Source organism: Kitasatospora sp. NPDC056138, from assembly GCF_042264695.1.
GTDB lineage: Bacteria > Actinomycetota > Actinomycetes > Streptomycetales > Streptomycetaceae > Kitasatospora.
This window is the reverse complement of sequence record NZ_JBHJVK010000055.1, coordinates 13,510-36,887: the sequence shown is the minus strand read 5'-3', so window position 1 is coordinate 36,887 and position 23,378 is coordinate 13,510. Positions and strand designations below refer to the sequence as shown.

The following is a 23,378-nucleotide window of genomic DNA, read 5'->3' as shown; positions in this document are numbered from 1 at the left end:
CGGATCAGCAGCATGGCGCTCACGGTGGCACTGGCCGGCGACACGATGCTCGGACGCAGTGTCGCCGAGGAACTGCGGAGCTGCCCCACTGCGGGCACGCTGGTCTCTCCGGCGATCCGCAGGGCGCTGGCAGGGGCCGACCTGGTCGTGCTCAACCTGGAGTGCTGCCTCTCCGGCCGCGGACAGCGCTGGCACGACCCGTACAAGCCGTTCTTCTTCCGCGCCCCGCCCTCGGCCGCCGCCGTCCTGGCCGAGCTGGGGGTGGACTGCGTGACGCTCGCCAACAACCATGCGCTGGACTACGGCTTCGACGCCCTGGCCGACACCCGCGCCCTGTTGGAACAGGTCGGCATCCGTGCGGTCGGCGCCGGGCCGGATGTGTCGGCGGCCCGCGAGTTCGCCGTCCTGGAGGCACGCGGCGTACGGCTGGCAGTCATCGGCGTGACGGACGACCCGGAGGACTACGCGGCCGGCGAGGACCACCCCGGCGTCGCGTACGCCGACCTGTACACGGGCGTTCCCGACTGGCTCACCGAGCTGGTGGCCCGGGTCGCCGCCGAGGCCGATGCCGTGCTGGTCACCCCGCACTGGGGCCCCAACATGACCTCCCGCCCGCCGCCGCACGTGCGGGCGGCGGCACCGAAACTGCTCGCGCCGGGAGCGACGCTGATCGCCGGGCACTCCGCCCACGTCTTCCACGGGGTGGCCGACCGGATCCTGTACGACATGGGCGACTTCGTGGACGACTACGCCGTCGATCCGGACCTGCGCAACGACCTCGGACTGCTCTTCCTGGTGACGCTGGACGGCCCGGACCCCGCACACCTCGCACCCGTCCACCTGGAGGGGCTGCCGCTGTTCCTGGACTTCTGCCACACCCGCCTCGCGCGCGGTGAGGAGTGGGAGTGGATCCGCGAGCGGTTCACCAGCGCCTGCGCCGAGTTCGGTACCCCCGTGACGGTACGGGGTGAACGGCTGACCGTCGACTGGAGATGAGGAACGTGCAGATCACCCTGGTGGAGGAGAGCGAGTTCCGGTACCGGATCGAACAGGCCGACCAGATGAGGGTGCCCGGAGTGGTCTACTCCTCCAAGGAACTGCTGCCCCAGGCGGCGGGAGACAAGGCGATGGAACAGGTGGCCAACGTGGCGACCCTGCCCGGCATCGTCCGCGCCTCCTTCGCCATGCCCGACGTGCACTGGGGTTACGGCTTCCCGATCGGCGGCGTGGCCGCCACCGACATCGACCACGGCGGCGTGATCTCACCCGGCGGCGTCGGTTTCGACATCTCCTGCGGCGTACGGCTGCTCGCCTCCGGCATCGACCGCACGGAACTGGGCCACGACCGGCTGCAGCACCTGATGGACATCCTCGGCCACACCACCCCGCGCGGGATGGGACACGGCGGGCTGTGGAAGCTGTCCGGCAAGGAGGAGATGGACGACCTGCTGGTCGGCGGCGCCCGGTACGCGGTCGAGCACGGCCACGGCGTCCCGGGCGACCTGCAACGCTGCGAGGACTACGGCGTCCTGGAAGGCGCATCCCCCGGACAGGTGAGCACCAGGGCCGTCGAACGCGGCCTCCACCAGGTCGGCAGCCTCGGCTCCGGCAACCACTTCCTGGAAGTCCAGGCCGTCGATCACGTCTACGACCCGGACACCGCGGCAGCCTTCGGACTGCACACCGGCCAGGTCTGCGTCATGATCCACTGCGGCTCACGCGGCCTCGGCCACCAGGTCTGCACCGACCACGTCCGCACCATGGACCAGGCCCTGCACCGCTACCGGATCTCCGTCCCCGACCGGCAGCTCGCCTGCACGCCCGTCGACTCCCCGCCCGGCCGGGCCTACCTCGGCGCGATGGCGGCCGCCGCCAACTACGGCCGCGCCAACCGCCAGCTGCTGTCCGAGGCCGCCCGCCGTGCCTTCGCCACGGCCGCCGGAGTCGGGCTCGAACTGGTCTACGACATCTCCCACAACATGGCCAAGATCGAGACCCACGAGGTCGACGGCGCCACCCGGCGGCTCTGCGTGCACCGCAAGGGAGCCACCCGGGCCCTGCCGCCAGGGGATCCGAGCCTGCCACCGGACCTCGGCGCGGCCGGGCAGCCCGTGCTGATCCCCGGGACCATGGCCACCGCGTCGTACGTGATGGTCGGTCTGCCCGGCAACGATGCGTTCCACTCGGCCGCCCACGGCGCCGGCCGGGTCTGGAGCCGCCACCACGCGCTGCGGATGGTGCGCGGCGAGCAGCTGCGCGGCGAACTCGAGGCCAGGGGCATCGCCGTACGGCCCTCCTCCTGGCGCGGCCTCGCCGAGGAGGCCCCCGAGGCGTACAAGGACGTCGACGCGGTCGCGGCCGTCACCGAGGGCGCCGGGCTCGCCCGGCTCGTCGCCCGCCTGGTGCCGCTGGGTGTCGTCAAGGGGTGAGTCCGATGAGAGGTCCGACCGAGCCTTTGCAGAGCCGGGCCGCGGCGGCGAACCGGGTGAAAGGCCGCAGCGGCCCGGCACAAGGGGGGCGCGGCAAAGGAGGCGCGAGCCGCCCGCGGAGCGGTGACTCCGCGCACGGCGGCACAGCCTCGTTCAGTAGAAGATGATCACCGAGGTGGAACAACGAGCTCAGAGTTTGTAGCCGATCCGCCGTAGCAGGCGGTGCCGGTCCGCGGCGTCGTCGTCGGTCTCGACACCGACCGGTGGTACGCCGTCGACCACGCCGATCACGCCGCGGCCCTGCTCGGTGACGGCGAGCAGGACGTCCACGGGGTTGGCGGTGGCGCAGAAGATGCCGCACAGCTCAGGCACGAGCTTGACGGCGTTGAGGACGTTGACCGGATAGCCCTCGCGCAACAGGATCACGAAGGAGTGGCCGGCCCCGATCGCCTGCGCATTGCGCACTGCCAGCGACACCAGCTCGTCGTCGTTACCGGAGCGGCGGACCAGGCAGTCGCCGGAGGCCTCGCAGAAGGCGATACCGAAGCGCAGGTGCGGGCCCACCCCGGCCATCGCCTCGTGCAGGTCCTCCACGGTCTTGATGAAGTGCGACTGCCCGATGATCACATTCACATCATCGGGCTTCTCGATGCTCACCACATCGAAGGACAATCCGGTCGTGGCCATCAGGCCACCTCCTGTTCTCGCTCGGCATCAGACGATGCACGCCGCCCCGATCATGGCCACTGCCCGGGAGCGGCGCCCGGACGGCACGCGGACGGGCCCTGCCAATCAACCGGGTAGGGGTCTGCCGGGCTTCTGCCTGGCCCACGGAAGCGACGCCGCCGTCCGGAACGGCCATCCCTGCCCGTGCGGCGATCCGCGAGCTGCGTTCGGTGTCGAGGTAGGCACGGTGAGGGGGTACGAGCTGGGCGGATCCCGCGCCCGACGCAGGCCCTCGGGCGCGGGCACGCGTGCGTACCGGTTGACGGTGTTCAGGCCCAGGTTCAGGCGGCGGGCGCATCCGAGGAGGGCCAAGCCTCTGCCGCGCGCGGGTGATCGTGCCCGACACCGAAACCGTCCTCACCAGCCCGGATGAGGTATTCGGCAAGGGCCGGGGCAGGAACCGCGCGAAGAGTGCAGTCCGGTGTCACATGGCAGTAGGTCGAGGGGAGACTCTTCGAGTGAAAAACCGGAGCAAGGCCGCCCGTTTGGCGGTTCGCTGGCTGTCGGGTGGGTCTCCGAACCATACGTTCAACTCCGGCGCTCACAGCGGCGGCGCCCGTGCCCGGAGTTCGTTCACACCTGCCACAGACCACGAAGCCAAGAGGAACAGTCATGCGTCTGACCCGCCGTGCTCTCGCTGCTGCAACGGTGGCGGCTTCCGCCTCAGCCATTGGCCTGCCCCTGTTCCTCACGCACTGGACGTCCCAGAGTTCCGGTGCCGCGCAGGTCCGCATGGTCAGCGCTCCCGGCACCTCGCGGGGCGAAGCCGCACCGCCCCGGCTGCCCTTCACGATTCCGGGCCCGCAGGTAGCAGTGCCCCCCTGTCGCAGCTACGGCGGCCCCTACTGCGGCTGGGTGGCAACGTACTGGGGCGGCTGTGACAGGGAGTGGGGCCTGAGTTTTGGAATCAAAAACCCTGACTTGATCTGCCGCCTCGACCCCCGCCCGAGCTCTTCGGCCACACCCAGCCCCTCGGCCACGTCGTCCTCCACCGAAAGCGGCGGCTCCTCCTGACCAGTCCCGCGGGGAGGGTTCCGGCGACCAGCGGCAGCGGCTGTGCGTGCCCGCCGATGACGGTCGAACCGCGGTGCTGCTGAGGGGAGAGAGAGACCTGCTCGGCTCTCGCACCGATCTCCACGCCGGGGTCGGCCGGCCGGCACCCGACCGTGACAGCCGGGCAGACCGATCCGCTATCAGAGACGCCGGTGCCAAACTCTGGAAGCTCCCCTGCAACACCGGTACGACTCACCGCGGTTGATCGGGCGCGGGCCTTCTCCAAGCCGCAGGTCCAGCTGCGGAGGACTACGTCCTCGCCTGACCGGCGGCCACGCGGGCCGCTGGACGGAGCCGCACGGATGGGGCACCGTCCCGGTGCGGCCGGCCCGGCCGCCTCCCCTGGAGGCCGGCCGTTCGATATCGGTACGGCTGGGGCGGAGACACATCGGGGTTCTGAGATGACGTGGTGTCAGGGGCCGAAGGTGCTGCCGATTCCTCTCCCGGCCGAGTATCACGCGCCAGAACGACGTCGGAGGAGCCAGGCCGTGGCCAGCGTTCCCAGAAGCACCAGCAAACCGCCGGCCGCGATCCCGATGTGCCTCGCGCTCAGGAGACCAGTGCTCCTACCGGCAGCCGCACTACCGGACGGAAGAGGGCGGATGGTGCTCCCGGAGCCGGGCGTCCCCGGCTTGCTCTGGCCGTTCTGCGGGTGGTCCCCTTCCTTGGGTGACGGGGAGCCGGACGAGCCGTTCCCGTCGGCAGATGCACCATCGTGCGGAAGAGCCGGGTCACCGCGGTCACCGTCGTCTCGGCCCTTGCCGTCTCGGCCGTGTTCGTCTCGGCCGTGGTCGTCCTCGTCGTTGACGCAGTGGGTGGCTGGGAAGCGGAAGACTCGCTCGTGGCGGTCGAAGGCCCTCACCACGAGGAGCGGGTGGACCTTGAAGAAGTCACGGATCTCGAACTCGTACTGACGTTCTGTCTGGGTGGGGTATCTCACGTCCATATACGTCGAAACGGTAAAGCTCTTCCATGGTGCCGTCGGCGACGAGGACGAGGACGGCTGGTCCTCCCGGAGGACGAGAGCCTCTGGCCCACGCCGGCCGTTACGTAGAAACACCCTGAGGCTCTTCTCGATGAGCACGACACGGCGGGGACTGTAGCAATCACGCCAGGGATTGTGGTGATGGTGGCCCCCGCCCCCTTCCCCGCCCCCTTCCCTGCCCCCTTCCCCGCCTCCTTCCCCGCCCCCTTCCTCGAACCACGAGGAGTCGGGAGTCCGTGCAGACGCCTGCGCAGCAATGCCTGCCGACGGAGAAGCAAGGGCGATAGCCGCACCCGCCAGCGACGCTGCAACCCAAGGACGAAGACTCATCCGATGACCTCCATGGGTGGCGGACGCAGGCGACCGCCTGCTGGTGACACATCCGAAACCCAGCTAAGAGGAGTCGACTCGTCACATCGTGAACATCCTCGGGGAGTCGTACCCCTTGTCACTCAGCCGCAGCAGTTTCGGGCGGGAGAGGTGGGTCGTGGGCGGCTTCGACCGGGTGACCGCCACCGTGGACGGTCGGCCTGTGAGACAGCCTCCTCGCCGAGGGCAAGGCCTTGTGGAACACCGCCGACTTCGACTCTCGCCAGGTCTACGCCCGTGCCTCCGAGCGCGGCTTGAACCGCGAGGTCGTCAAGTCCTTCGAGGAGAACAGGTCCACCGGCTCGGTGCGGCCGACCCATTTCCTCGGCAGGGTGGACGAGCGGCTTCGCCGGTGGGAGACCGGCGCTTCGCCGCCCCCGCGCGGTACCCGAAGTGGCCGGGCCTGCGCGACGCCAGCCGCCCCGGCCCATCCGTCCCGCAGAGCCCCTCCCGCCTCGAAGCGGTCATGGGACCCCGTACGCCCGACTGGAACGAGGACGGCTCCCTCACCCTCAACGTGTGGACCCCGCGCCTGCCGGCCGACGGATCGGCTCCGCGCGCCCTGCCGGTCCTGGTGTGGTTCCACGGCGGCGGGTTCACCAGCGGATCCGGCGGCTGGGACTGGTACGACGGCCGCAACCTGGCTGCCGCCGGCGAGATCATCGTCGTCACCGCCAACTACCGCCTCGGCCCACTCGGTTACCTCTACCTGCCGGAACTCGGTATCGAGAACCTCGGCGTGCAGGATCAGGCCGTGGCGGGTCACGACGCGGTGGACCGTCGAGCTGGGTATCCAGGATCGGGGCGAGCCGTGCAAAGCCGAGCTTGCGGTCACGCTGTAGCTCGCAGATGCGATTCTCGACATCGGTAGGGGTTCGGTGCGGTGTCGTCAGGGCTCGACTGGAACGGTCATACAACCCCGGATCGCCTTCGGCTCGCCAGCGCCGGACCTATCTGTGGGCTGTGGTGCGGGAGATGCCCATTTCTTCGGCGACGTGGGCGATGGGCCTGCCGGCGCGGACCCGTTCGACGAGGAGCCGTCTGCTGTGGATGGTCAGCCGGGCATGGGGGTGGGGCACGGGAAACCTCTGGGATGGTGCGGAATCCGATGCGGAGCCTGGGTTCTGTGCCCGAGGCCGCCGATTTGGTGATCGACTGCCTCGGGCGACGAAGAACGAGCCTTCGTGGGCGGCGAGTCAGGCCGGGGCCGTCTGCGCGTCCCACGGGATCTATTCGGCCCAGGCACGCTCCAGCTGGGTGCGGAAGGCGGCGGGCTCTCGCCCGATCAGCTCGGCCAGCGTCGAGTCGACAGCGGTGAACTCGCCATTCCGCGCCGCGGCGAAGATGCTCAGCATCAGGTCGGCGATCGGGGCCGGGGCGCCGTGCGCCAGGACCTGCTCGCGGAAGGCGTCGTCGGGGACGACGGTGCGGGTGAAGGGCCGTCCGGTGGTCTGCGAGGCGATCTCGGCGACGGTGTCGAAGTCGAGCGCCGCCGGGCCGGTGAGCGGCGGGGTGGGCCCCTCGAAGCGGGCCTCCTCGGCGAGGATCACCGCGGTGGCCTCGGCGAGGTCGTCGTGGCCGGTCCAGGCGACGGGGCCGTCGGCGGGGAGGGCGATGTCGCCGGTGTGGCGGGCGGACTCCAGGAACTGCAGGGCGCTGGAGGCGTAGAAGCCGTTGCGCAGCGCGGTCCAGGGCAGGCCGGTGGCGCGCAGCAGGTCCTCGGTCTGGGCGTGGTCGCGGCATGCCTGGAAGCGGGCGTCGTGGGCGGCGCCCATCTGGCTGGTGTAGAGGATGCGGCCGACGCCGGCCTGCACGGCGGCGTCGATGGCGGCGCGGTGGCCGCTGACGCACTCCTCACCCGTGCGGTCGAGGGAGACGAGGAGCAGCTGCTCGGCTCCTTCGAAGGCGTTCACGAGCGTGTCGGGGTCGTCGAAACTGCCCTGCCGGACACGGACGCCGCGGTCGGCGAGGTCCTGGGCCTTGCGGGGGTCGCGGACGCTGACGCCGACGCGGTCGGCGGGGACGCGCTCCAGGAGGCGCTCGACGGTGCGGCGGCCGAGCTTTCCGGTGGCTCCGGTAACGATGATCATTGGGTTCTCCCGACACTGCTTCCGGTGGAATCACTCAAACAGTAACACTGAAAATTCCGATGGAAACGCATCTCCGGTATCATCGGTTCATGGCTACACGCGACTCAACCGACAACCCTCGGCGCCGCATCGTCGAGGCAGCCGTCGAGCTGCTGGAGAACGGCGGCCCTGACGCGGTGAGCACCCGCGCGGTCGCCGCCGCGGCCGGAACGCAGCCGCCCGCGATCTACCGCCTCTTCGGCGACAAGGAGGGGCTCCTCGAGGCCGTCGCCGAGCACGGCTACGCGCAGTTCCTGGAGAGAAAACGCGCGCAGCTCGACCCCGCCCCACAGGACCCGGTGGAGGAGCTGCGCCGCGGCTGGGACGCGGTGGTCGAGTTCGGGGTCTCCCGCCCCGAGCTGTTCGCGGTGATGAACCGGGCCACCGGCCCGGGACCGGACGCAGCACACCGCTCAGGCCTGGAGATCCTCCACGGGCGGGTGCGCCGGCTGGCGGCCGGGGGATGGCTGCGGGTCGACGAGGAACTGGCCGCCCAGATCATCCAGGCAACCGGCCAGGGCGCAGTCACCACCTGGCACTCCACGCCCGCGGACCGCCGCAACCCGGCGCTGCTGACCGTCCTGCGTGAGTCCATGGTCGCGGCCGTCACCCGCGCCGAGCCCGCGATTCCCGCCGCCGAGTCCGGTCCCGCCGCGGCGGCCCGCGCGCTGCGCGCCGCCCTCCCCGACGACTCCGATGTCCTGAGCGACGCGGAGCAGCGCCTGCTGCGTGAGTGGCTCACGCGCCTGGCGGCGGACGGTGGCGCTCCGCGTGCCTGATCGCGCGTCAAGCGCCCTCGTTCAGGTTGAACCTCACGAGGAGGGATCGTGCGATGGAGCAGCCTCCACGAGATGAGACAGTGGGCGACCACACGGCTCCGGCCGGCTTCCCCTTTCCCGTAGCGCCCCGCCAACCTTGATCACGTCTCCGCCGCCCCTGTTGACAACGCTCGTGGTCAATGCGTCTAGACAACGAGCGTGACTGGCGAGCCGTCGGCAGGTCAGCATTGAGTCAGCATTGGTCCGACCGAGCATGGGCACAGGTGCTCAGAGTCTGTGAGGCGCCGGCCCACGCAGGATGATGCCCGCACGGGCCGGATCAAGGTCGTGCCGTCGTCGTGAGGGTGGTGTGGACCGCCGGTCTATCCGGCTGGTCCATGCCGAGGAACAGCCAGGTCAGCGTACTCGTCCGCGAGGCTTGAGCGGGATCCCGGGGAGCTCGGGGGCGGGCAGGCGCTCGCCCGGGTAGCCCTGGACGGCGCCGAATCGGTCGGAGTTCACGGAGCTCATCCAGTCCTCGCGGGCTCGGGAAATGTCTTCGTGGGACCGCCCGATGAAGTTCCACCACATGACGATCCGCTCCTCGAAGGGCGGGCCGCCGAGCAGGATCGCCCGGGCCGTCTCGTCGCCGGTGTTGGTGAGGGTCAGCGTGGTGGCTCCGGGACCGAGGTAGCCGAGTTCGGCCGGGCGCAGCGGCGTGTCCGCCATCCGGATGTCCCCGCGGTCGACGAGCAGGCCGTGCTCGAAGGCGGGGTCGACCGCGAGGGTAGTGGTCGCGTGCGGTCGGAGCGTGAGTTCGGCGCCGAGCAGGGGGGTGAAGGTGGGGACGGGGGACGTGTCGCCCGCGAGGGAGCCGAGGAAGACCCGCGCTTCGCCGCCGTCCACCGGGACGGGGTGCGGTACGTGGTGCCGGAAGTCGCGCTCGGCGTGCCGATGCCGTTCCGGCAGCGCCACCCACAGCTGGACGCCGTGCAGGATCGTGGTCGCCGGGGTCGAGACCTCCGAGTGGCAGATGCCGTGCCCGCCCGTCATGAGGTTCAACTCGCCCGGCCGGACGAGGGCGTGGACGCCGAGACTGTCCCGGTGCTCGATCTCGCCGCTGAACAGCCAGCTCACCGTCTGCAGCCCGGTGTGGGGATGCGGGGCGACGTCCATCCCGCCGGTCCCGGCGACGTCGTCGGGACCGTAGTGGTCCACGAAGCACCAGGCGCCGATCAGCGTCCGGGTCCGCTGCGGCAGCGTGCGCCGTACCGTCATCGCCCGCGGCCCGCCCAACGGCACGTCCCGCGCGGGCAGCACCTGCACCCGGGGGCCGGCCTTCCGGTCCGTGGCTTCGCCGCGCGGCTCGACGGGATCGGTCTCGGTGGTGGTCACGGTGGGTCCCCTCGTCGGCTCTTCAAGAATGTTCTATGTTCAACTACCATGTCATGGCGCAGTGCCGCCCGACAGTGATCTGCCAGAGGAGTTCTTGTGAGTGACGCGACGGTGACGGATGTGGCCGTGACCCCGGTGAACCGGCGGGTGTTCATCGACAAGCAGAGCCCCGAGACGTTCCGCGCGATGCGCGCGGCGGCCGAATCCGCCCGAGCGGGCGCGATGGGCGCCGGGCTGGACCGCAGGCTGGTGGAACTGGTCAACCTGCGCGTCTCCCAGATCAACGGCTGCGCCTACTGCCTCAACGTGCACACCAGGGCTGCCCTGCAGGCGGGCGACACCGCGCAGCGCCTGGGCACCCTCCCGGCGTGGCGCGACACCGAACTGTTCACCCGCCAGGAACGCGCCGCCCTCGCCCTGGCCGAGGCGACCACCGACCCGGCGGACGCCGCCCTGCAGGAGGACGCCTACCGTGACGCCCGCGAGGTCCTGACGGACGGACAGATCTCCGCGGTGATCTGGGTGGCCATCGCCATCAACGCCTTCAACCGGGTCTCCATCCTGAGCAAGCACCCGGTGCGCACGATCCCGGCACAGTGACACCCTGAGCGGTGGCCCACCACGAGGCTCGCGACGGAGACGAGGCCGTCGTCGGCGCCGAGCACCGGGGCCCGCAACCAGCCGGCCCGGCGGACGCCACGGCTCTCCGGATGCGGGCTCCGGCGGTCGGAAGAGGACGTGGGCAGAGGCTCCCGTACGGGTCGTCACTGTCATCGTCGGTAGCACGCGGCCTTCCGGCTCCTCGGAGCGCGCCGTCCGGGCGGCCCTCGCCCGCCCATGGGCCGCGGTGACCTCGTCCCGCGGTGGCGAACCAGGGCGGACGTTCGTGCCGGCGACCGGACAGCAGCCCGGGGCCGCGCAGTGCGAAGCCCCAGGGGGAGGCCGACCATGGAACTGGAAGCTGGATCCTGCCGAGGGAGGCGACCGATGAGTATCGCCGGAGACTGGTACAACGAGTTCGGATCACACATGCACCTCACGGCTGACCCGTCCGGTGGCATCAGCGGGACCTACACCTCGGGCGCCGGGCACGTGGCCGGGCAGTACGAGCTCACCGGGCGCTGTCACGCGTCCGGGCAGTCCGGTCACGGAGCGGCGGTCGGCTGGACGGTGGCGTGGCACAACCAGCAGAGCGCCCCGGACTCCGTGACCAGCTGGAGCGGCCAGTACTTCGAGGACCGGGAACGGATCTTCGCCACCTGGCTCCTGACCAGGCCCTCGCAGGCGCCCGACGTGTGGGAGGCGACCACGGTGGGCCAGGACGTCTTCACCAGGGACCGGCCGACAGCGGCAACCGGGTCGGTGGGAGAGCCGTAGGCCCGTAGGTGCGGCCCCACCGCCACCCGGCGACGGTCCAGCGGTCAGCCGCACGGAACGATCGCGACCGGGCAGCGTGCGTGGTGGATCACGGCATGTGCGACCGGGCCGAGGCGTGGTCCGATCGGTGCGCGCCGGGTGCGGCGTCCGATCACCAGCAGCCCGGCCTGCGGCGTCTCCTCCAGCAGGGTGTTCGCGGCGTTGCCCATCACCACCTTCGTCACGACCTCCGCTTCCGGATACCTCTCGCGCCACGGTTTCAGCAGCCTGGTGACCGCGTCCTGCTCGACCACCATCAGGTCCCTCTCCAGACCGCCGATGGATCCGAAGGCCAGGTACTCGGTGCCACTGGGAGGGCCCCAGGCATGGACCACGCGCAGCGGCGCCGAGCGGACCGAGGCGGCCTCGAAGGCGAAGGCCAGTGCCTCCTCGCACGGGTGCCGGGTGTCGAGGCCGAGTGCGACCTCGCGATAGCCGACGTCGGCGGCGGGCTCCGCCCGGGGTGACGCAGGGTGCTCGTCCGCCGTGGTGGTGCCCGCCCGTACGAGTACCACCGGGCAGGTCGCCCGTGTCAGGACCTCCTGGCTCACCGATCCCACCAGGAAGCCCCGGAGCGCTCCGAGGCCGCGTGAGCCGAGCACGAGCATCGTGGCGTTCTTCCCGGCCGCTTCCAGCACGTCGGCCGGTACGGCACCGGGGATGTGAGCCACGGTCACCTCGATGCCGGAGAGCAGGGCGCGGAGTTCGACCTCCTTCCGGGCCAGTTGCTCCTTGCCCCACCGCTTCGCGTCATCGCTGCCCAGCGGCTGGCCGTGCTGCCAGGGCCAGGCCTGGAGCAGTTCCAGCGGCAGCCCGCGCCGCAGCGACTCCCGGGCCGCCCAGTCGGCGGCGGCCACGCTCTCCGAAGACCCGTCGAACCCCACGACGATCGGCTTGTCCACGATGTCCTCCAAAGGCGGGGCTGGTGTCTGCTGGGCGGCCACCCGGGCCCACAGCGGTACCCGGCGTGCAACGCTCACCTCGTTCGGACCGCACTCGGCCGGTTTCCGGGCGGCCTGGTCCACCGCCCCCGCCCCGGTCGGGGACGGTGGCCTGCGTGCTGCGAGTGACGGGGCCCACCGGGCTCGCCTGGTCGCCGTGCGGTCAGTCCGCGAAGAGGTGCAGGACTCCGGGCTTCACGGTGGTCTCTTCCTCGGGGCTCGGTTCCGGGTAGTGGTGGACCCTGGCGTCCGGTCCGGGGAAGAACTCGGACACCCGTCCGGTATCCGACCAGCGCACGTCGTAGGGCGGGCTGCCGTCGGCGTGGCGAAGTGCCACGACCTCGCCGTCGCGGCGTGCGGTGCCCGGGCGGGTGCCCTCGACGATGATCCGGTCTCCGACAGCGGCTTTCATGCTGTGCTCCTCACGTCTTCGGGGCAACGCCGGGCTCGGGCGGTGGACCCGTGGGCCACCGGCGCCCGCGGTACGCCCCTGTCTCCCATGGCACCGCGCCGCGGCGCCGCCCGCCAGGGGCCGGGAGTCCCTCGGGACGGGGCCATCGGCCCCGGGGCGGACCGGTGGGCCGGGTCGGTCGGCGCGGTGGCGGGTCCTTGTGGCCCTACTGACGGTGCACCCCACCGGCAAGACTGGGTCGCATGAGCCCGTCGGCCCCGCTCGGGAGCGGTGGTCGGTGGCCGGACCTCCGCACCGGGGAGGCGCACCATGTCCGCCGCATCCACGACCCGCAGGCGCTCGGCCACCCGCATGACGCTGTGGCGGCACGTGCGCCGGGCCGTGGGCAGGGACTCCAACCCGCTGTGCCGGTGTCTCGACCGGGCACGCAGTCGACTCGTTCTGGCCCTGGTGTTCGCCTTCGCCGGTGCGCTCGCCCTGGCCTCGGCGGTGTCTCTGCTGGTGGTGCACAGCGAGCGGGGTGCCGCACTGCAGACGGCTCGCCACCGTCACCTGGTCACCGCGACCATCGTGGGCCCGGCGCTGTCGGACGGTGCAGGGACGACGGCCGAGGCCACCTGGGTCCGTCCGCCGTCCGAACCGCAGCGCGGGCCGGTCGATGCCCCGGGTGACGTCAGGGTCGGTGCGACCGTGCCGGTCTGGGTGAACGACCAGGGGCGGCTCGCGGCGCCGGTCCGCTCGGACGACGAGATTGCCGCGGACGCCGCCTCCATCGGTCTGATGGCGCTGGCCGGACTGTCGCTAAGCGTGGAAGCCCTGTACACGTACCGCCGTCACATGCTCGACCGCCGGGCGCAGAACGGCTGGGGGACGGAGTGGGAGCAGGTGGAGCCGCTGTGGTCCGGCCGGATGCACGGTCGCCCCGGGGGCGGCGCCTGAACGGGTGAGGATGTCCGCCACGGGTGAGGATGTCCGCCGCCCGGCGTCCCCGGCGGCGTTGGGGCCGGGCGGATGATGCCTGCCTGCCCTGGAGCGCAGCAGCCGGGGGAGTCACAGGGTGAAGCGGTGGCTCTCGCCGGGCCTGATGGTGACCGGTGAGCCCCGGAAGCGGACCTGGACCGGCTCCTGGCGGCTCTCGTGCAGGCCGACCGTGATCTGCCGGTGGTCGAGTGAGAGTCCCACGCCCCAGTGGCCCCGGTAGCGCAGGTCCAGCTCCAAGTGGCCCAGCGCGGATGGCAGGTGGGGGTCGAGCCAGAGGGCGTCCTCGCGGATCTCCAAGCCGGTGTAGCAGCGTTGGAGCAGGTCGACGGCTCCTGCCATGGCGCCGAGGTGGATTCCTTCGGCGGTGGTTCCTCCCTGGACGTCCCGCAGGTCGGCGGTCAGCGCGTCGCGGAAGTGGCGCCAGGAGGCCCGGCGGTCGGAGCGGGTCAGCACCCAGGCGTGCACCACCGAGCTGAGGGTCGAGCCGTGGACGGTGCGGCGCAGGTAGTAGCCGGTTGTGCGGCGCAGCAGCTCGTGCCCGGCCGGGTAGCCGAGCCGGCGCAGCAGGTCGCGGACCTCGCGGGCGGAGAAGAGGTACCAGAGCATCAGGACGTCGGCCTGTTTGGACGCCTTGTAGCGATTGACGGTGTCGCCCTCGGCCTCCAGGATCCGGTCCAGCCGCCGCAGGTCCGGGTACCGGCGGCGGTAGGAGTCCCAGTCGAGTTCCGCCAGCCGCTCGTAGCCGTCGAACTGGCTCGGCACGCCGTCGTGGAAGGGGATGTGCAGGCGGCGGCTGACCTCCTGCCAGCGGCCCAGCTCGCCCTGGTCGAGAGCCAGGCGCTCCAGCAGTTCGGTCCGCCGGTACTCCGGGAGGACGTCCACCGCGTCGAGGGCGCGGGAGAGCACCCAGGAGGCCAGGACGTTGGTGTAGGCGTTGTCGTCCAGTCCGGGGGAGCGTGCCCACGGATAGGCGTCGTGGTACTCGTCGGGGCCGAGCACGCCGCGGATCGAGTACCGCTCGCGCGCGGGCTGGTAGGTCGCCGCGGAGGACCAGAACCGGGCGATCTCCAGCAGCATCTCGGCGCCGGCGCCGGCGAGGAAGTCGAGGTCGCCGGTGGCCTGGTAGTACTGCCAGACGTTGTACGCGACGGCCGATCCGACGTGCCGCTGGAGACGGCTGTGGTCGGGCAGCCAGTGGCCGGAGAGCGGGTTCAGGTGCAGCAGTTGGGACTCCTCGCGGCCGTCGCTGGCGCTCTGCCAGGGATACATGGCCCCGCGCAGGCCCGCCTGGCGGGCGGCCTGGCGGGCGGCGTCCAGGCGGCGGTGGCGGTACCGCAGGACGGCCCGGGTGAGTTCGGGGAAGCGGAGGTTGAGCAGCCGGAGGACGAAGAGCTCGTCCCAGAAGACGTGACCGCGGTAGGCCTCGCCGTGCAGGCCCCGGGCGGGGATTCCGACGTCGAGGTCCACGGAGTGCTCGGAGTACGTCTGGAGCAGGTGGAACAGGTTCAGGTGGACCGCGCCGATGCCGTCGAAGTCGGCGTCGATGTGGCAGCGGCGCCACAACTCGGCCCAGCGCAGGGCGTGTTCGTCCAGTAGCCGGTCGAAGTCGGGGGCCTGCGCCGCGAGCAGCCGGGCGGCCTGCAGCGGAGAGGCGGTCGCCGGGTCGCGGGAGGTGTACACCGCGACGGTCTTCTCCACGGTGACCGGCCGGCCCTCGGCGGCGTCCAGGGTGAGGAGCTGGGCCGCCCAGCCGTCCAGGAGCCGTTCGGTGTGGAGGAGGGGCAGCGGTGTGCCCCCGTGGCGCGCCCGGGTGCGGGCAGCGAGCGCGATGCGCAGCGGGGATCCGTTGGCGGCGGCCTCCAACCAGAGCAGGCCGCCGGGGTCCGCGCCCTGCCCGGCCGGGAGGAGGTGGCGGTCGGCCAGACCGGCGTAACGCGTGACGCCGGTGTTGGCCACCGCGCCGTCGATGGCGGAGCGGACCTCCAGCGGGCCGGACCAGTTCTCCGGCACCAGGGTGGTCTCCAGCGCGACCAGGTGGGGCTGCGCCTGGCTGGCGATCCTGCGCTGCACCAGCCGGGTGCGGCGGCCCTGCGGGTCCGCCACCAGGGCGTACCGGGTGAGCACGCCTCGCCGCAGATCCAGTTCCAGGCGCTGGTGCGCGGGCGGGCCGTCGAACCAGTCGCCGCCCTGGCGGCGGAAGGTCAGCGGCAGCCAGTTGGGGCAGTTGACCAGGTCCTCGTTGTCGACGATGCGGCCCGCGACGCTGGAGGTGACGCGGTCGTAGCACCCGGCCAGGTAGGTGCCGGGGTAGTGGACGCCGTCCGCCCGGGACTCGGGCGCGGCGCCCCGGGTGACCAGATAGCCGTTCCCGACGGCGCACAGGACTTCGCGGACGCCCTCCTGGGCGGGGTCGAATCCCTCGTACCGCAGGGTCCACGGGTCGGGCATCGCCGGCTCCGGGGCCGGACGCGGGGACCCGTGTGCCGGGGTCGTCGGGGACTGGGCCCGGGCGTCCGCGTCCACCTGGCCTCCTCCGCTCGGCTGCTTCCAGTGTGCGCAGCACGCGGTCGCTCCGCTCGGTGGTCGCCGGTCGGCGGCGACTCCTCGGTCCGGAGCCGGCGGCGCGCGGGCTCACCTCCGGCGTCGGCGGCCGGGGCGGCCGCCGGGGAGGGCCGTTCGGGCCGTGACGCGAGGCCGCGCGGCCCCACCGCCGGGTACGGCCGGGGTGACCCGGGGGCCGGTCGGCCCTGTGCGGCGCGCGTGGTGTGAGCGGAGGCTGGAGGTGCACAGAGCGAGGGCCGCCACGGACAGAGGAGCCGCCATGTCCACCGCCCAACACCTGCCGCACACCGTCGAGGCGCTGCTCGCGGACGGGACCACGGTCACGATCCGGCCGATCGGCCCGGCGGACCGGGCGGCCGTACTGGACCTGCACGCCGAGCGGATGTCGGACGAGAGCCGCAGGATGCGCTTCTTCGGCGCCAGCCGGGAGGCCCCGCAGCTGGCGGCCGACCGGCTCTGTGCCGCGCCGAGGCCGGAGCTTCTCGCCCTGGGTGCCTGGGCGGGCGGGGAACTCGTCGGGGAGGCCGACTGCGAGAGCGTCCAAGGGCGCCCGGACACGGCCGAGCTGGCCGTGGTGGTCGCCGACGACTGGCACCGCCGGGGCGTCGCCACCCTGCTGCTGGAACACCTGGTCCACGCGGCACGGCAGAACGGCATCCGCGCCCTCGAGGCCGACACCCTGGCGGGCAACCTGGCCGTGCACCGGGTCTTCACCGACCTGGGCCTCCCGGTCCACCGCCATCTCGAACAGGGCGAGGTCCGGGTCAGGGTCCCGCTCGACGAGACGGACGAGCACTACCGCGAGGCCGTGGACGAACGGGGCCGCAGGGCCGACATCGCCAGTCTGGCCGCCCTGTTGCGCCCGGCCTCCGTCGCGGTGGTGGGCGCCTCGCGGCGGCCGGGATCGGTCGGGCAGTCCGTCCTGCTGAAGATCCGGCAGGCCGGTTTCGCCGGGCAGCTGTGGGCGGTCAACCCGTACGCCGCCGAGGTCGCGGGTGAGCCCGCCCATGCGTCGCTCGGCACCCTGCCCGGCATCCCGGACCTCGCCGTCCTGGCGGTGCCGCCGATCGCGGTGGCGGGGGCGGCCGAAGAGTGCGGCCAGGCCGGGGTGCGGGCACTGGTCGTCCTCACCTCCGGCCTCGACGCCCACACCGCAGGGCAGTTGATGCACGCCTGCCGTCGCCACTCGATGCGGCTGGTCGGCCCGAACAGTCTGGGCATCGCCCAGACCGACCCGGCGATCCGGCTGGACGCCGAGTTCGGCGCGGTGTGGCCGCTGCCGGGCAGCGCGGGAGTGGCGGTGCAGTCGGGCGGTGTCGGCATAGCACTGCTGGAACGCCTGACCTGGCTGGGCATCGGCGTCTCCAGCTTCGTCTCGCTCGGCGACAAGTACGACGTCAGCGGCAACGACCTGCTGCAGTGGTGGGAGAGCGACGGCAGCACCGACCTCGCCCTGCTGCACCTGGAGTCCTTCGGCAACCCGCGCGCCTTCTCCCGCACAGCCCGCCGGGTCACCCGCAGGTTCCCGATCCTCACCGTCGACGCCGGCCGCTCACCCGCCGGCCGCCGGGGCGCCGCCTCGCACACCGCCGCAGCCGCCACCCCGACCGTCGCCCGCGAGGCCCTGTTCCGCCAGGCGGGGATCACCGCGACCCGCAGCCTCTCCGAACTCGTCGACACCGCAGCCCTGCTGCACAGCCAGCCGCTGCCCTCGACGCGGTGTGCGGTGGCCGTGGTGTCCAACGCGGGCGGCGTCGGCATCCTGGCCGCCGACGCCTGCGCCGATGCCGGGCTGACCCAGCTCGAACTGCCCCCCGACATCACCGCGGAGCTGCGCGACCTGCTGCCTGACGGCTCCGCCACGGCCAATCCGGTGGACACCACCGCGGCCGTGCGCCCCGTCGAGCTGGCCGCCTGCCTGGACACGCTGGCGCGCAGCCGGGCCGTGGACGCCCTGCTGGTCTGCCTGGTCCCCACCGCGCTGGCCACCGGGCCGCACGATGATCCGGTCCGTGCCCTGCTCGACGGCCCGGCCCGCCGCCGCGTCCCGGTCGCCGCCGTCCTGCTCGGCCAGGAGGTGCCCGTCCGCTACCTGACCTGCTCCGACGGCGGACGCATCCCTTCGTACTCCGACCCGCAGGCCGCCGCGCGGGCGCTCGCCCACGCCCGCGACCGGGCCCACTGGCTGACCGAACCTCCCAGTCCCGAGGCCGCGCCCCCGCCCGGCTGCGACCCGCGGTCGGCCCGACACCTGGTCGAGGCGTTCCTCGCCGCCAACCCGGACGGCGGCTGGCTCGACCCGGCCCTCACCGTCGAGCTCTTCGACTGCTACGGCCTGCCGCTGACCATCTCGATCTGGGTGCCGGACGAACACGGAGCCGTCGTCGCTGCCCAGTCGCTGCGACAGCTGGGGCACCGGGGTGAGGTCGTGCTCAAGGCGTACTGGCCGGGCCAGGTCCACAAGAGCACGCTCGGAGCGGTGCGCACCGGCCTGGCCACGGACGGCCAAGTCCGCGAGACCTTCCGTGAGTTCACCGAACGCTTCGGCAGGCAGCTCACCGGCGTGGTGGTCCAGCCGATGGCCGCACCCGGACTGGAGCTGCTCGCCGGAGTCGTCCAGGACCGGGTCTTCGGCCCGCTCGCCGTCCTGGGCCTCGGCGGTACTGCCACCGACGTACTGGACGACCGCACCGCCCGGCTCGCCCCGCTGACCGAACGGGACCTGGCCACCATGGTCGCCGAACTGCGCGGCTCCCCGGTGCTGTTGGGGCACCAGGGCGCGGCGGCGGTGGACGTGGCGGCAGTCCAGGACGTGCTCGCCAGGATCTCCCACCTGGCCACCGACCTTCCACAGCTCGCCGAGCTCGACCTCAACCCGCTGATCGCCCGGCCCGACGGAGTGCTCTGCGTGGACGCCCGGGTGCGTCTGGAGCCCCGAGGGTCCTTCGACCCCTACCTGCGACGGCTGCGCCGCCCGGCGGCCGCCGAGGAGGTGCGAGAACCATGAACCACAGCGTCCTCGACGGCACCCCCACCGCGAGCTTCGCCGACCCGGGCCAGGCACGTGTCCCCGGCCGCTCCCGCATCCGTACCTGCATGAGCCGCCCCGCCGTCGCCGTCACGCCCGACACCGACTTCGCCACCATGGTCGCGGCCATCACCGCCTCCCGGCGCGGCGTCCTGCCCGTCGTCGCACCGGACGGTGCCGTCGCGGGTGTCGTCGCCGCCTCCGACCTGCTGGCCGGCTACGCGGGACAGGACGCGGCCGAGATCCTCGCCCGTGACCTGATGACCGCTCCGGCCGTCACCGTGACGGAGGACCAGACCGTCGCGGAGGCGGTGGCCACCGCACACCGGAACTCGCTGCACCACCTGCCGGTGGTCGACGGCGAGGGCCGGCTGACCGGCATCGTCTCGCCGCACGACCTCCTGGACGCACTCCGACGCGACGACGAGAAGATGAGCACCGAGGCACTGACCACCGCCCTCACACCGGGCACGGGAATCGTCCCGAGCTCACTGCACATCAGCTGCGAACGCGCCCGGCTGACCGTGACCGGCCGCACCCGCACCCGGAGCGACGCCGCCGCACTCTGCCTCCAACTCGCCCGCATCGAGGGACTCGCCGGCCTCACCGACCGACTCCGTTGGGACGTCGACGACATCGAAGGGCGGGCCGACCCGTGATCGGCTCCGAGGCGGTGGCGCTCCTCGACGCAGGCCGCATCGACGCCGTGGTGCTCGACGCCGACGGTGTGCTCACCGACTGCCTGCCACTGCGCGCCGCCGCCTGGCAGGACACCCTGCACGCCTTCACCGCCCAGTACGCCCGCGTCACCGGCGAGGTGCAATCCCCACTGGACGGCTCGGCGGACCTGCCCGCACACCTGGCCGGCCTCCTGGACGAGGACATCGCGGCGGTGCTGCTCCGACCGCCTGCCCGCCGGGTCGACCTCGCGGCCGACCACCTCGGCCCGGCCGAGGCGGACCTGCACCGGATCCTGGCCCGCCACGAGGACCAGCGCTTCGCCGAACTCCTGGACGCCGCCGACCTGGTGGCCCGGGCGGGCGTCCACCGGTTCCTGCTCGACCTGCAGACCGCGGGCATCACTGCGGCAGCGTCCTCCAGCAGCAGGCACTGCCGCCGGATACTGCACCGGGCCGGGCTCGACCAGTCGGTCGAGCTCTGTGTGGACGCACAGGACACCGAGCACTACGGGCTCGCCGGACCGCCCAGCCCGGCACTGCTCCAGCTCGCGCTACGGCTGCTGCACTCCCCGCCCGACCGCGCGGCGCTGTTCGCGGACACGCCCGCCGTCCTGGAGGCGGGGGAGCGGAGCGGATTCGGCCTGATCGTCGCCGTCGACCACCACGACCAGGAGCGGACCCGCCTGCTGACCGGCCGCGAGCCGCTGGTGCACGCTCTGCACCAGGTCCAGGTGCGGACGGGCCGCCCGACGCCGGTCCGGAGGTGAGCAGGCCGTGCCCACCGTCGGTCAACGGTCCGGCCGACGACGTCCGTTGCGGGCGCCGGACCCCGGACGGTCCTCGGAGGGCGGCTTCCGGCGTGTTGCCCGGATGGCCCCATCGACGCTGTGTCGGGGCCGAAATCCTGCTCATCCGGGCGGTTCTGTGCAAGAGATGGGCCGAAGGCGGCCGGGCACGGCCGCAGCGGTGCGCGGCAGTGGTACGAGGAGGTACGCCGGAATGAAGTGGCTCGAATCCGACCCGGTCGGCGGGGGCCCGGTGCCGGCAGGCACAGGCCCGGGCATCCGTGACGGGCGGTCGCCGTCGTGAGCGTCCCGACGGTTCCCCCGGCTGACGAAGCCGTGATCGACAGGGAGGGCCTGGCCGCCCTGGTCGGTGTCCTGCGGGCACGCGGCTTCACGGTGATCGGTCCGACCGTGCGCGGCGGCGCCATCGTCCTGGACGAGCTGGAGTCCGCCGAGAGCCTGCCCCACGGCTGGGGCGTGGAACTGGAAGCCGGGAAGTACCGGCTGCGGGAACGGACGGACGGAGCGGCCTTCGCCAACGCGGCCGGCCCGCAGTCGTGGAAGACGTTCCTGCACCCGGCCCGGGTGCGGCAGTGGCGTGCCGAACGCTCCGGCGGACAGCCGACCTTCGAGGCGGACGACACCCCACCGCCCCGCTACGCCTTCCTCGGTGTCCGCCCGTGCGACCTGCGTGCCATCGCCATCCAGGACCGGGTGCTCACCACAGGCCCGCACACCGACCCCGTCTACCAGGGGCGGCGCTCGGGGGCGTTCCTGGTGTCGGTGGAGTGCACCGAACCCGGAGCCACCTGCTTCTGCGTGTCGATGGGTACCGGGCCGTCCGCCGGTCCCGGATACGACCTGGTGCTGACCGAGCTGGCCGACGGGAGCGGCCACCGGTTCTGGATCCGCAGCGGCAGCCCGGAGGGCGCCGAGGTCCTCGCCGAACTCCCCGGCCGGAGCGCCGACGACGCCACCCGGGAGGCCGCCCGCGAACAGGTCGCGGCGGCCGCCGACCGGATGGGCCGCACCATGCCCGAGACCGACCTGCACCGGCTGATGGCGGGCACTCTCGACGCCCCGCGCTGGGACGACGTGGCATCACGCTGCCTGACCTGCGGCAACTGCACCATGGTCTGCCCCACCTGCTTCTGCACCACGACCGAGGACGTCACCGACCTGACCGGCGACCACGCCGAGCGCTGGCGGCTCTGGGACTCCTGCTTCGACCTGGACTTCTCCCATCTGCACGGGGGCACCGTGCGCGCCTCGTCACGCAGCCGGTACCGGCAGTGGCTCACCCACAAACTGGGCACCTGGTACGACCAGTTCGGCTCGTCGGGATGCGTCGGCTGCGGCCGGTGCATCGTGTGGTGCCCGGTCGCCATCGACATCACCGAGGAAGCGGCCGCCCTGCACGACTGGGCCAACCGGCCGGCCGACGACGGTGGGGCACCCGCATGACCGGCCTGCCCGCGCTGCTCGGTGGCCTTCCACAGACGCACCGGGACCAGCTGCTCGCCATCGCCCGCGACCGCTCCTTCCCCGGAGGGGAGCGGCTGTTCGACGAGGGCGGGGCGGCCGACCGCTTCTGGCTGATCCGCTCCGGCGAGGTCGCCCTCGACCTGTACGTCCCCGGCCGCCCGCCGCCAGTGGTGGAGACCGTCGGGCCGGGTCAACTCCTCGGCTGGTCCTGGCTCTTCCCGCCGTACCGCTGGCACCTGGGCGCGCAGGCACTCGCACCGGTGGACGCCTGGGAATTCCCCGCCGACCAGGTCCGGGCACTGTGCACGGCGGACCCGGAGCTCGGATACCGGCTGACGCTGCGCTGCGCCGAGGTGATCGCCGAACGACTCCAGGCCACCCGGATCCGCCTGCTCGACCTCTACGCACCCCGCACGGCCGCGTCATGAGTACCGTCACACCGCCCCTGCCGTACCGGGTGGCCGCCGCCCGCCCGGAGACCGCCGACACCGTCTCGCTCGAACTGCTGCCCGTCGCAGCGGCGTTGCCCCGCTTCCAGCCCGGGCAGTTCGCGATGGTGTACGCCTTCGGCGTCGGTGAGGTGCCGATCTCGGTCAGCGCGATCCGAGACTCGGACAGCGCTCTGGTGCACACCGTACGCGCGGTCGGAGCGGTCTCCGGGGCGCTCTGCCGGCTGCGGCCGGGCGACGTCGTGGGGCTGCGCGGACCGTACGGCACCGGCTGGGACCTGGACTCGGCGGCCGGGGCCGACGTGCTGGTGATCGCGGGCGGTATCGGGCTCGCCCCACTGCGCCCGGTGGTGCACCATGTGCTGGAGCGTCCAGGGGAGCACGGCCGCCTCGGTGTTCTGGTGGGTGCCCGCGCCGCCGAGGACCTCCTCTACCGGGACGAACTGCGGCACTGGCGGGCCTCGGCCCGGGTCGAGGTGACGGTCGATCGCCCCACTCCCGGCTGGCAGGGCGCCGTCGGTGTGGTCACCGGACTGCTCGACCGGGTCGAACTACGGGAAGAGAACACCTGCGCACTGCTCTGCGGGCCGGAAGTGATGATCCGGCACACCGCGCAGGCACTGACCGCACGCGGCCTGCCCGCGCATCGCATCCAGGTGTCGCTGGAACGGAACATGAAGTGCGGCACGGGCCACTGCGGTCACTGCCAGCTCGGCCCGCTCCTGCTGTGCCTGGACGGACCGGTGGTCGACTGGGCCGGATCACAGTCCCTGCTCGCGGTAAGGGAGTTGTGAC

At 72.4% G+C, this 23,378-nt stretch carries 19 protein-coding genes and 2 pseudogenes; 13 read left to right on the top strand and 8 right to left on the bottom strand.

Features of this window, described 5'->3' with window-relative positions; all coding sequences use genetic code 11:
* Nucleotides 1-12 precede the first annotated feature (12 nt).
* Both ACFC1R_RS28080 and ACFC1R_RS28075 read left to right on the top strand, forming a co-directional pair.
* Nucleotides 13-996 carry a CapA family protein gene (locus ACFC1R_RS28080; protein ID WP_375943229.1) on the top strand — a complete coding sequence of 328 codons (984 nt, stop codon included), beginning with the start codon at nucleotides 13-15 and terminating at the stop codon, nucleotides 994-996.
* Nucleotides 993-2,429, top strand: a complete 1,437-nt coding sequence (locus ACFC1R_RS28075; RefSeq protein WP_375943227.1) for an RtcB family protein — start codon at nucleotides 993-995, stop codon at nucleotides 2,427-2,429. Before ACFC1R_RS28080 ends, ACFC1R_RS28075 begins: the two co-directional genes overlap by 4 nt.
* A 189-nt stretch (nucleotides 2,430-2,618) precedes the next feature.
* Here the strand turns inward: ACFC1R_RS28075 and ACFC1R_RS28070 are convergent, their stop codons facing one another.
* The gene (locus ACFC1R_RS28070) at nucleotides 2,619-3,116 is read right to left on the bottom strand and encodes an adenosine-specific kinase (protein WP_375943225.1); all 498 of its coding nucleotides are present in this window, start codon (nucleotides 3,114-3,116) and stop codon (nucleotides 2,619-2,621) included.
* Nucleotides 3,117-4,662: 1,546 nt separating this feature from the next.
* A complete protein-coding gene (locus ACFC1R_RS28065; protein WP_375943223.1) occupies nucleotides 4,663-5,292 on the bottom strand; it encodes a hypothetical protein in 630 nt (209 codons plus the stop codon).
* A gap of 319 nt (nucleotides 5,293-5,611) precedes the next feature.
* On the opposite strand from ACFC1R_RS28065, the pseudogene ACFC1R_RS28060 reads away from it, so the two are divergent.
* Nucleotides 5,612-6,262 (top strand): annotated as a pseudogene (locus ACFC1R_RS28060) (carboxylesterase family protein); the annotation flags it as partial.
* A 48-nt stretch (nucleotides 6,263-6,310) separates the two neighbouring features.
* On the opposite strand, the pseudogene ACFC1R_RS28055 reads toward ACFC1R_RS28060, so the two are convergent.
* Both ACFC1R_RS28055 and ACFC1R_RS28050 read right to left on the bottom strand, forming a co-directional pair.
* Nucleotides 6,311-6,641, bottom strand: a pseudogene (locus ACFC1R_RS28055) (helix-turn-helix domain-containing protein); the annotation flags it as partial.
* A gap of 150 nt (nucleotides 6,642-6,791) precedes the next feature.
* Nucleotides 6,792-7,652 carry an SDR family oxidoreductase gene (locus ACFC1R_RS28050; protein ID WP_375943221.1) on the bottom strand — a complete coding sequence of 287 codons (861 nt, stop codon included), beginning with the start codon at nucleotides 7,650-7,652 and terminating at the stop codon, nucleotides 6,792-6,794.
* A gap of 89 nt (nucleotides 7,653-7,741) precedes the next feature.
* On the opposite strand from ACFC1R_RS28050, the gene ACFC1R_RS28045 reads away from it, so the two are divergent.
* A complete protein-coding gene (locus ACFC1R_RS28045) occupies nucleotides 7,742-8,470 on the top strand; it encodes a TetR/AcrR family transcriptional regulator (RefSeq protein ID WP_375943219.1) in 729 nt (242 codons plus the stop codon).
* Nucleotides 8,471-8,866: 396 nt separating this feature from the next.
* On the opposite strand, the gene ACFC1R_RS28040 is transcribed toward ACFC1R_RS28045, so the two are convergent.
* Entirely contained in the window at nucleotides 8,867-9,844 is a 978-nt protein-coding gene (locus ACFC1R_RS28040; RefSeq protein ID WP_375943217.1) for a pirin family protein, read from the bottom strand.
* Between the two features lie 96 nt (nucleotides 9,845-9,940).
* Here ACFC1R_RS28040 and ACFC1R_RS28035 point away from each other — a divergent pair, with 96 nt between their 5' ends.
* Both ACFC1R_RS28035 and ACFC1R_RS28030 read left to right on the top strand, forming a co-directional pair.
* Entirely contained in the window at nucleotides 9,941-10,444 is a 504-nt protein-coding gene (locus ACFC1R_RS28035; RefSeq protein ID WP_375943215.1) for a carboxymuconolactone decarboxylase family protein, read from the top strand.
* A 387-nt stretch (nucleotides 10,445-10,831) separates the two neighbouring features.
* Nucleotides 10,832-11,221 (top strand): avidin/streptavidin family protein, encoded by a 390-nt coding sequence (locus tag ACFC1R_RS28030; protein ID WP_375943213.1) that lies wholly within the window; start codon nucleotides 10,832-10,834, stop codon nucleotides 11,219-11,221.
* A gap of 44 nt (nucleotides 11,222-11,265) precedes the next feature.
* On the opposite strand, the gene ACFC1R_RS28025 is transcribed toward ACFC1R_RS28030, so the two are convergent.
* Both ACFC1R_RS28025 and ACFC1R_RS28020 read right to left on the bottom strand, forming a co-directional pair.
* Nucleotides 11,266-12,240 carry a universal stress protein gene (locus tag ACFC1R_RS28025; protein ID WP_375943211.1) on the bottom strand — a complete coding sequence of 325 codons (975 nt, stop codon included), beginning with the start codon at nucleotides 12,238-12,240 and terminating at the stop codon, nucleotides 11,266-11,268.
* Nucleotides 12,241-12,364: 124 nt separating this feature from the next.
* On the bottom strand, nucleotides 12,365-12,613 hold the full coding sequence (locus ACFC1R_RS28020; protein WP_375943209.1) for a DUF1918 domain-containing protein: 249 nt from the start codon (nucleotides 12,611-12,613) through the stop codon (nucleotides 12,365-12,367).
* A 309-nt stretch (nucleotides 12,614-12,922) separates the two neighbouring features.
* Between ACFC1R_RS28020 and ACFC1R_RS28015 the strand changes: the two genes are divergently transcribed.
* Nucleotides 12,923-13,552, top strand: a complete 630-nt coding sequence (locus ACFC1R_RS28015; protein ID WP_375943208.1) for a hypothetical protein — start codon at nucleotides 12,923-12,925, stop codon at nucleotides 13,550-13,552.
* 111 nt (nucleotides 13,553-13,663) lie between these two features.
* On the opposite strand, the gene ACFC1R_RS28010 is transcribed toward ACFC1R_RS28015, so the two are convergent.
* Entirely contained in the window at nucleotides 13,664-16,042 is a 2,379-nt protein-coding gene (locus ACFC1R_RS28010; RefSeq protein WP_375943206.1) for a glycoside hydrolase family 65 protein, read from the bottom strand.
* Between the two features lie 373 nt (nucleotides 16,043-16,415).
* Here ACFC1R_RS28010 and ACFC1R_RS28005 point away from each other — a divergent pair, with 373 nt between their 5' ends.
* The 6 genes from ACFC1R_RS28005 (at nucleotide 16,416) to ACFC1R_RS27980 (ending at nucleotide 23,377) form a co-directional block, all read left to right on the top strand.
* Entirely contained in the window at nucleotides 16,416-19,163 is a 2,748-nt protein-coding gene (locus tag ACFC1R_RS28005; protein ID WP_375943204.1) for a GNAT family N-acetyltransferase, read from the top strand.
* Nucleotides 19,160-19,843, top strand: coding sequence for a CBS domain-containing protein (locus ACFC1R_RS28000; protein WP_375943202.1), 684 nt, complete (start codon nucleotides 19,160-19,162; stop codon nucleotides 19,841-19,843). Before ACFC1R_RS28005 ends, ACFC1R_RS28000 begins: the two co-directional genes overlap by 4 nt.
* Nucleotides 19,840-20,631, top strand: coding sequence for an HAD family hydrolase (locus ACFC1R_RS27995; RefSeq protein WP_375943201.1), 792 nt, complete (start codon nucleotides 19,840-19,842; stop codon nucleotides 20,629-20,631). Before ACFC1R_RS28000 ends, ACFC1R_RS27995 begins: the two co-directional genes overlap by 4 nt.
* A gap of 354 nt (nucleotides 20,632-20,985) precedes the next feature.
* On the top strand, nucleotides 20,986-22,113 hold the full coding sequence (locus tag ACFC1R_RS27990) for a 4Fe-4S dicluster domain-containing protein (RefSeq protein ID WP_375943199.1): 1,128 nt from the start codon (nucleotides 20,986-20,988) through the stop codon (nucleotides 22,111-22,113).
* On the top strand, nucleotides 22,110-22,562 hold the full coding sequence (locus tag ACFC1R_RS27985; protein WP_375943197.1) for a cyclic nucleotide-binding domain-containing protein: 453 nt from the start codon (nucleotides 22,110-22,112) through the stop codon (nucleotides 22,560-22,562). Before ACFC1R_RS27990 ends, ACFC1R_RS27985 begins: the two co-directional genes overlap by 4 nt.
* The gene (locus ACFC1R_RS27980; RefSeq protein ID WP_375943195.1) at nucleotides 22,559-23,377 is read left to right on the top strand and encodes an FAD/NAD(P)-binding protein; all 819 of its coding nucleotides are present in this window, start codon (nucleotides 22,559-22,561) and stop codon (nucleotides 23,375-23,377) included. Before ACFC1R_RS27985 ends, ACFC1R_RS27980 begins: the two co-directional genes overlap by 4 nt.
* Nucleotide 23,378: the final 1 nt, after the last annotated feature.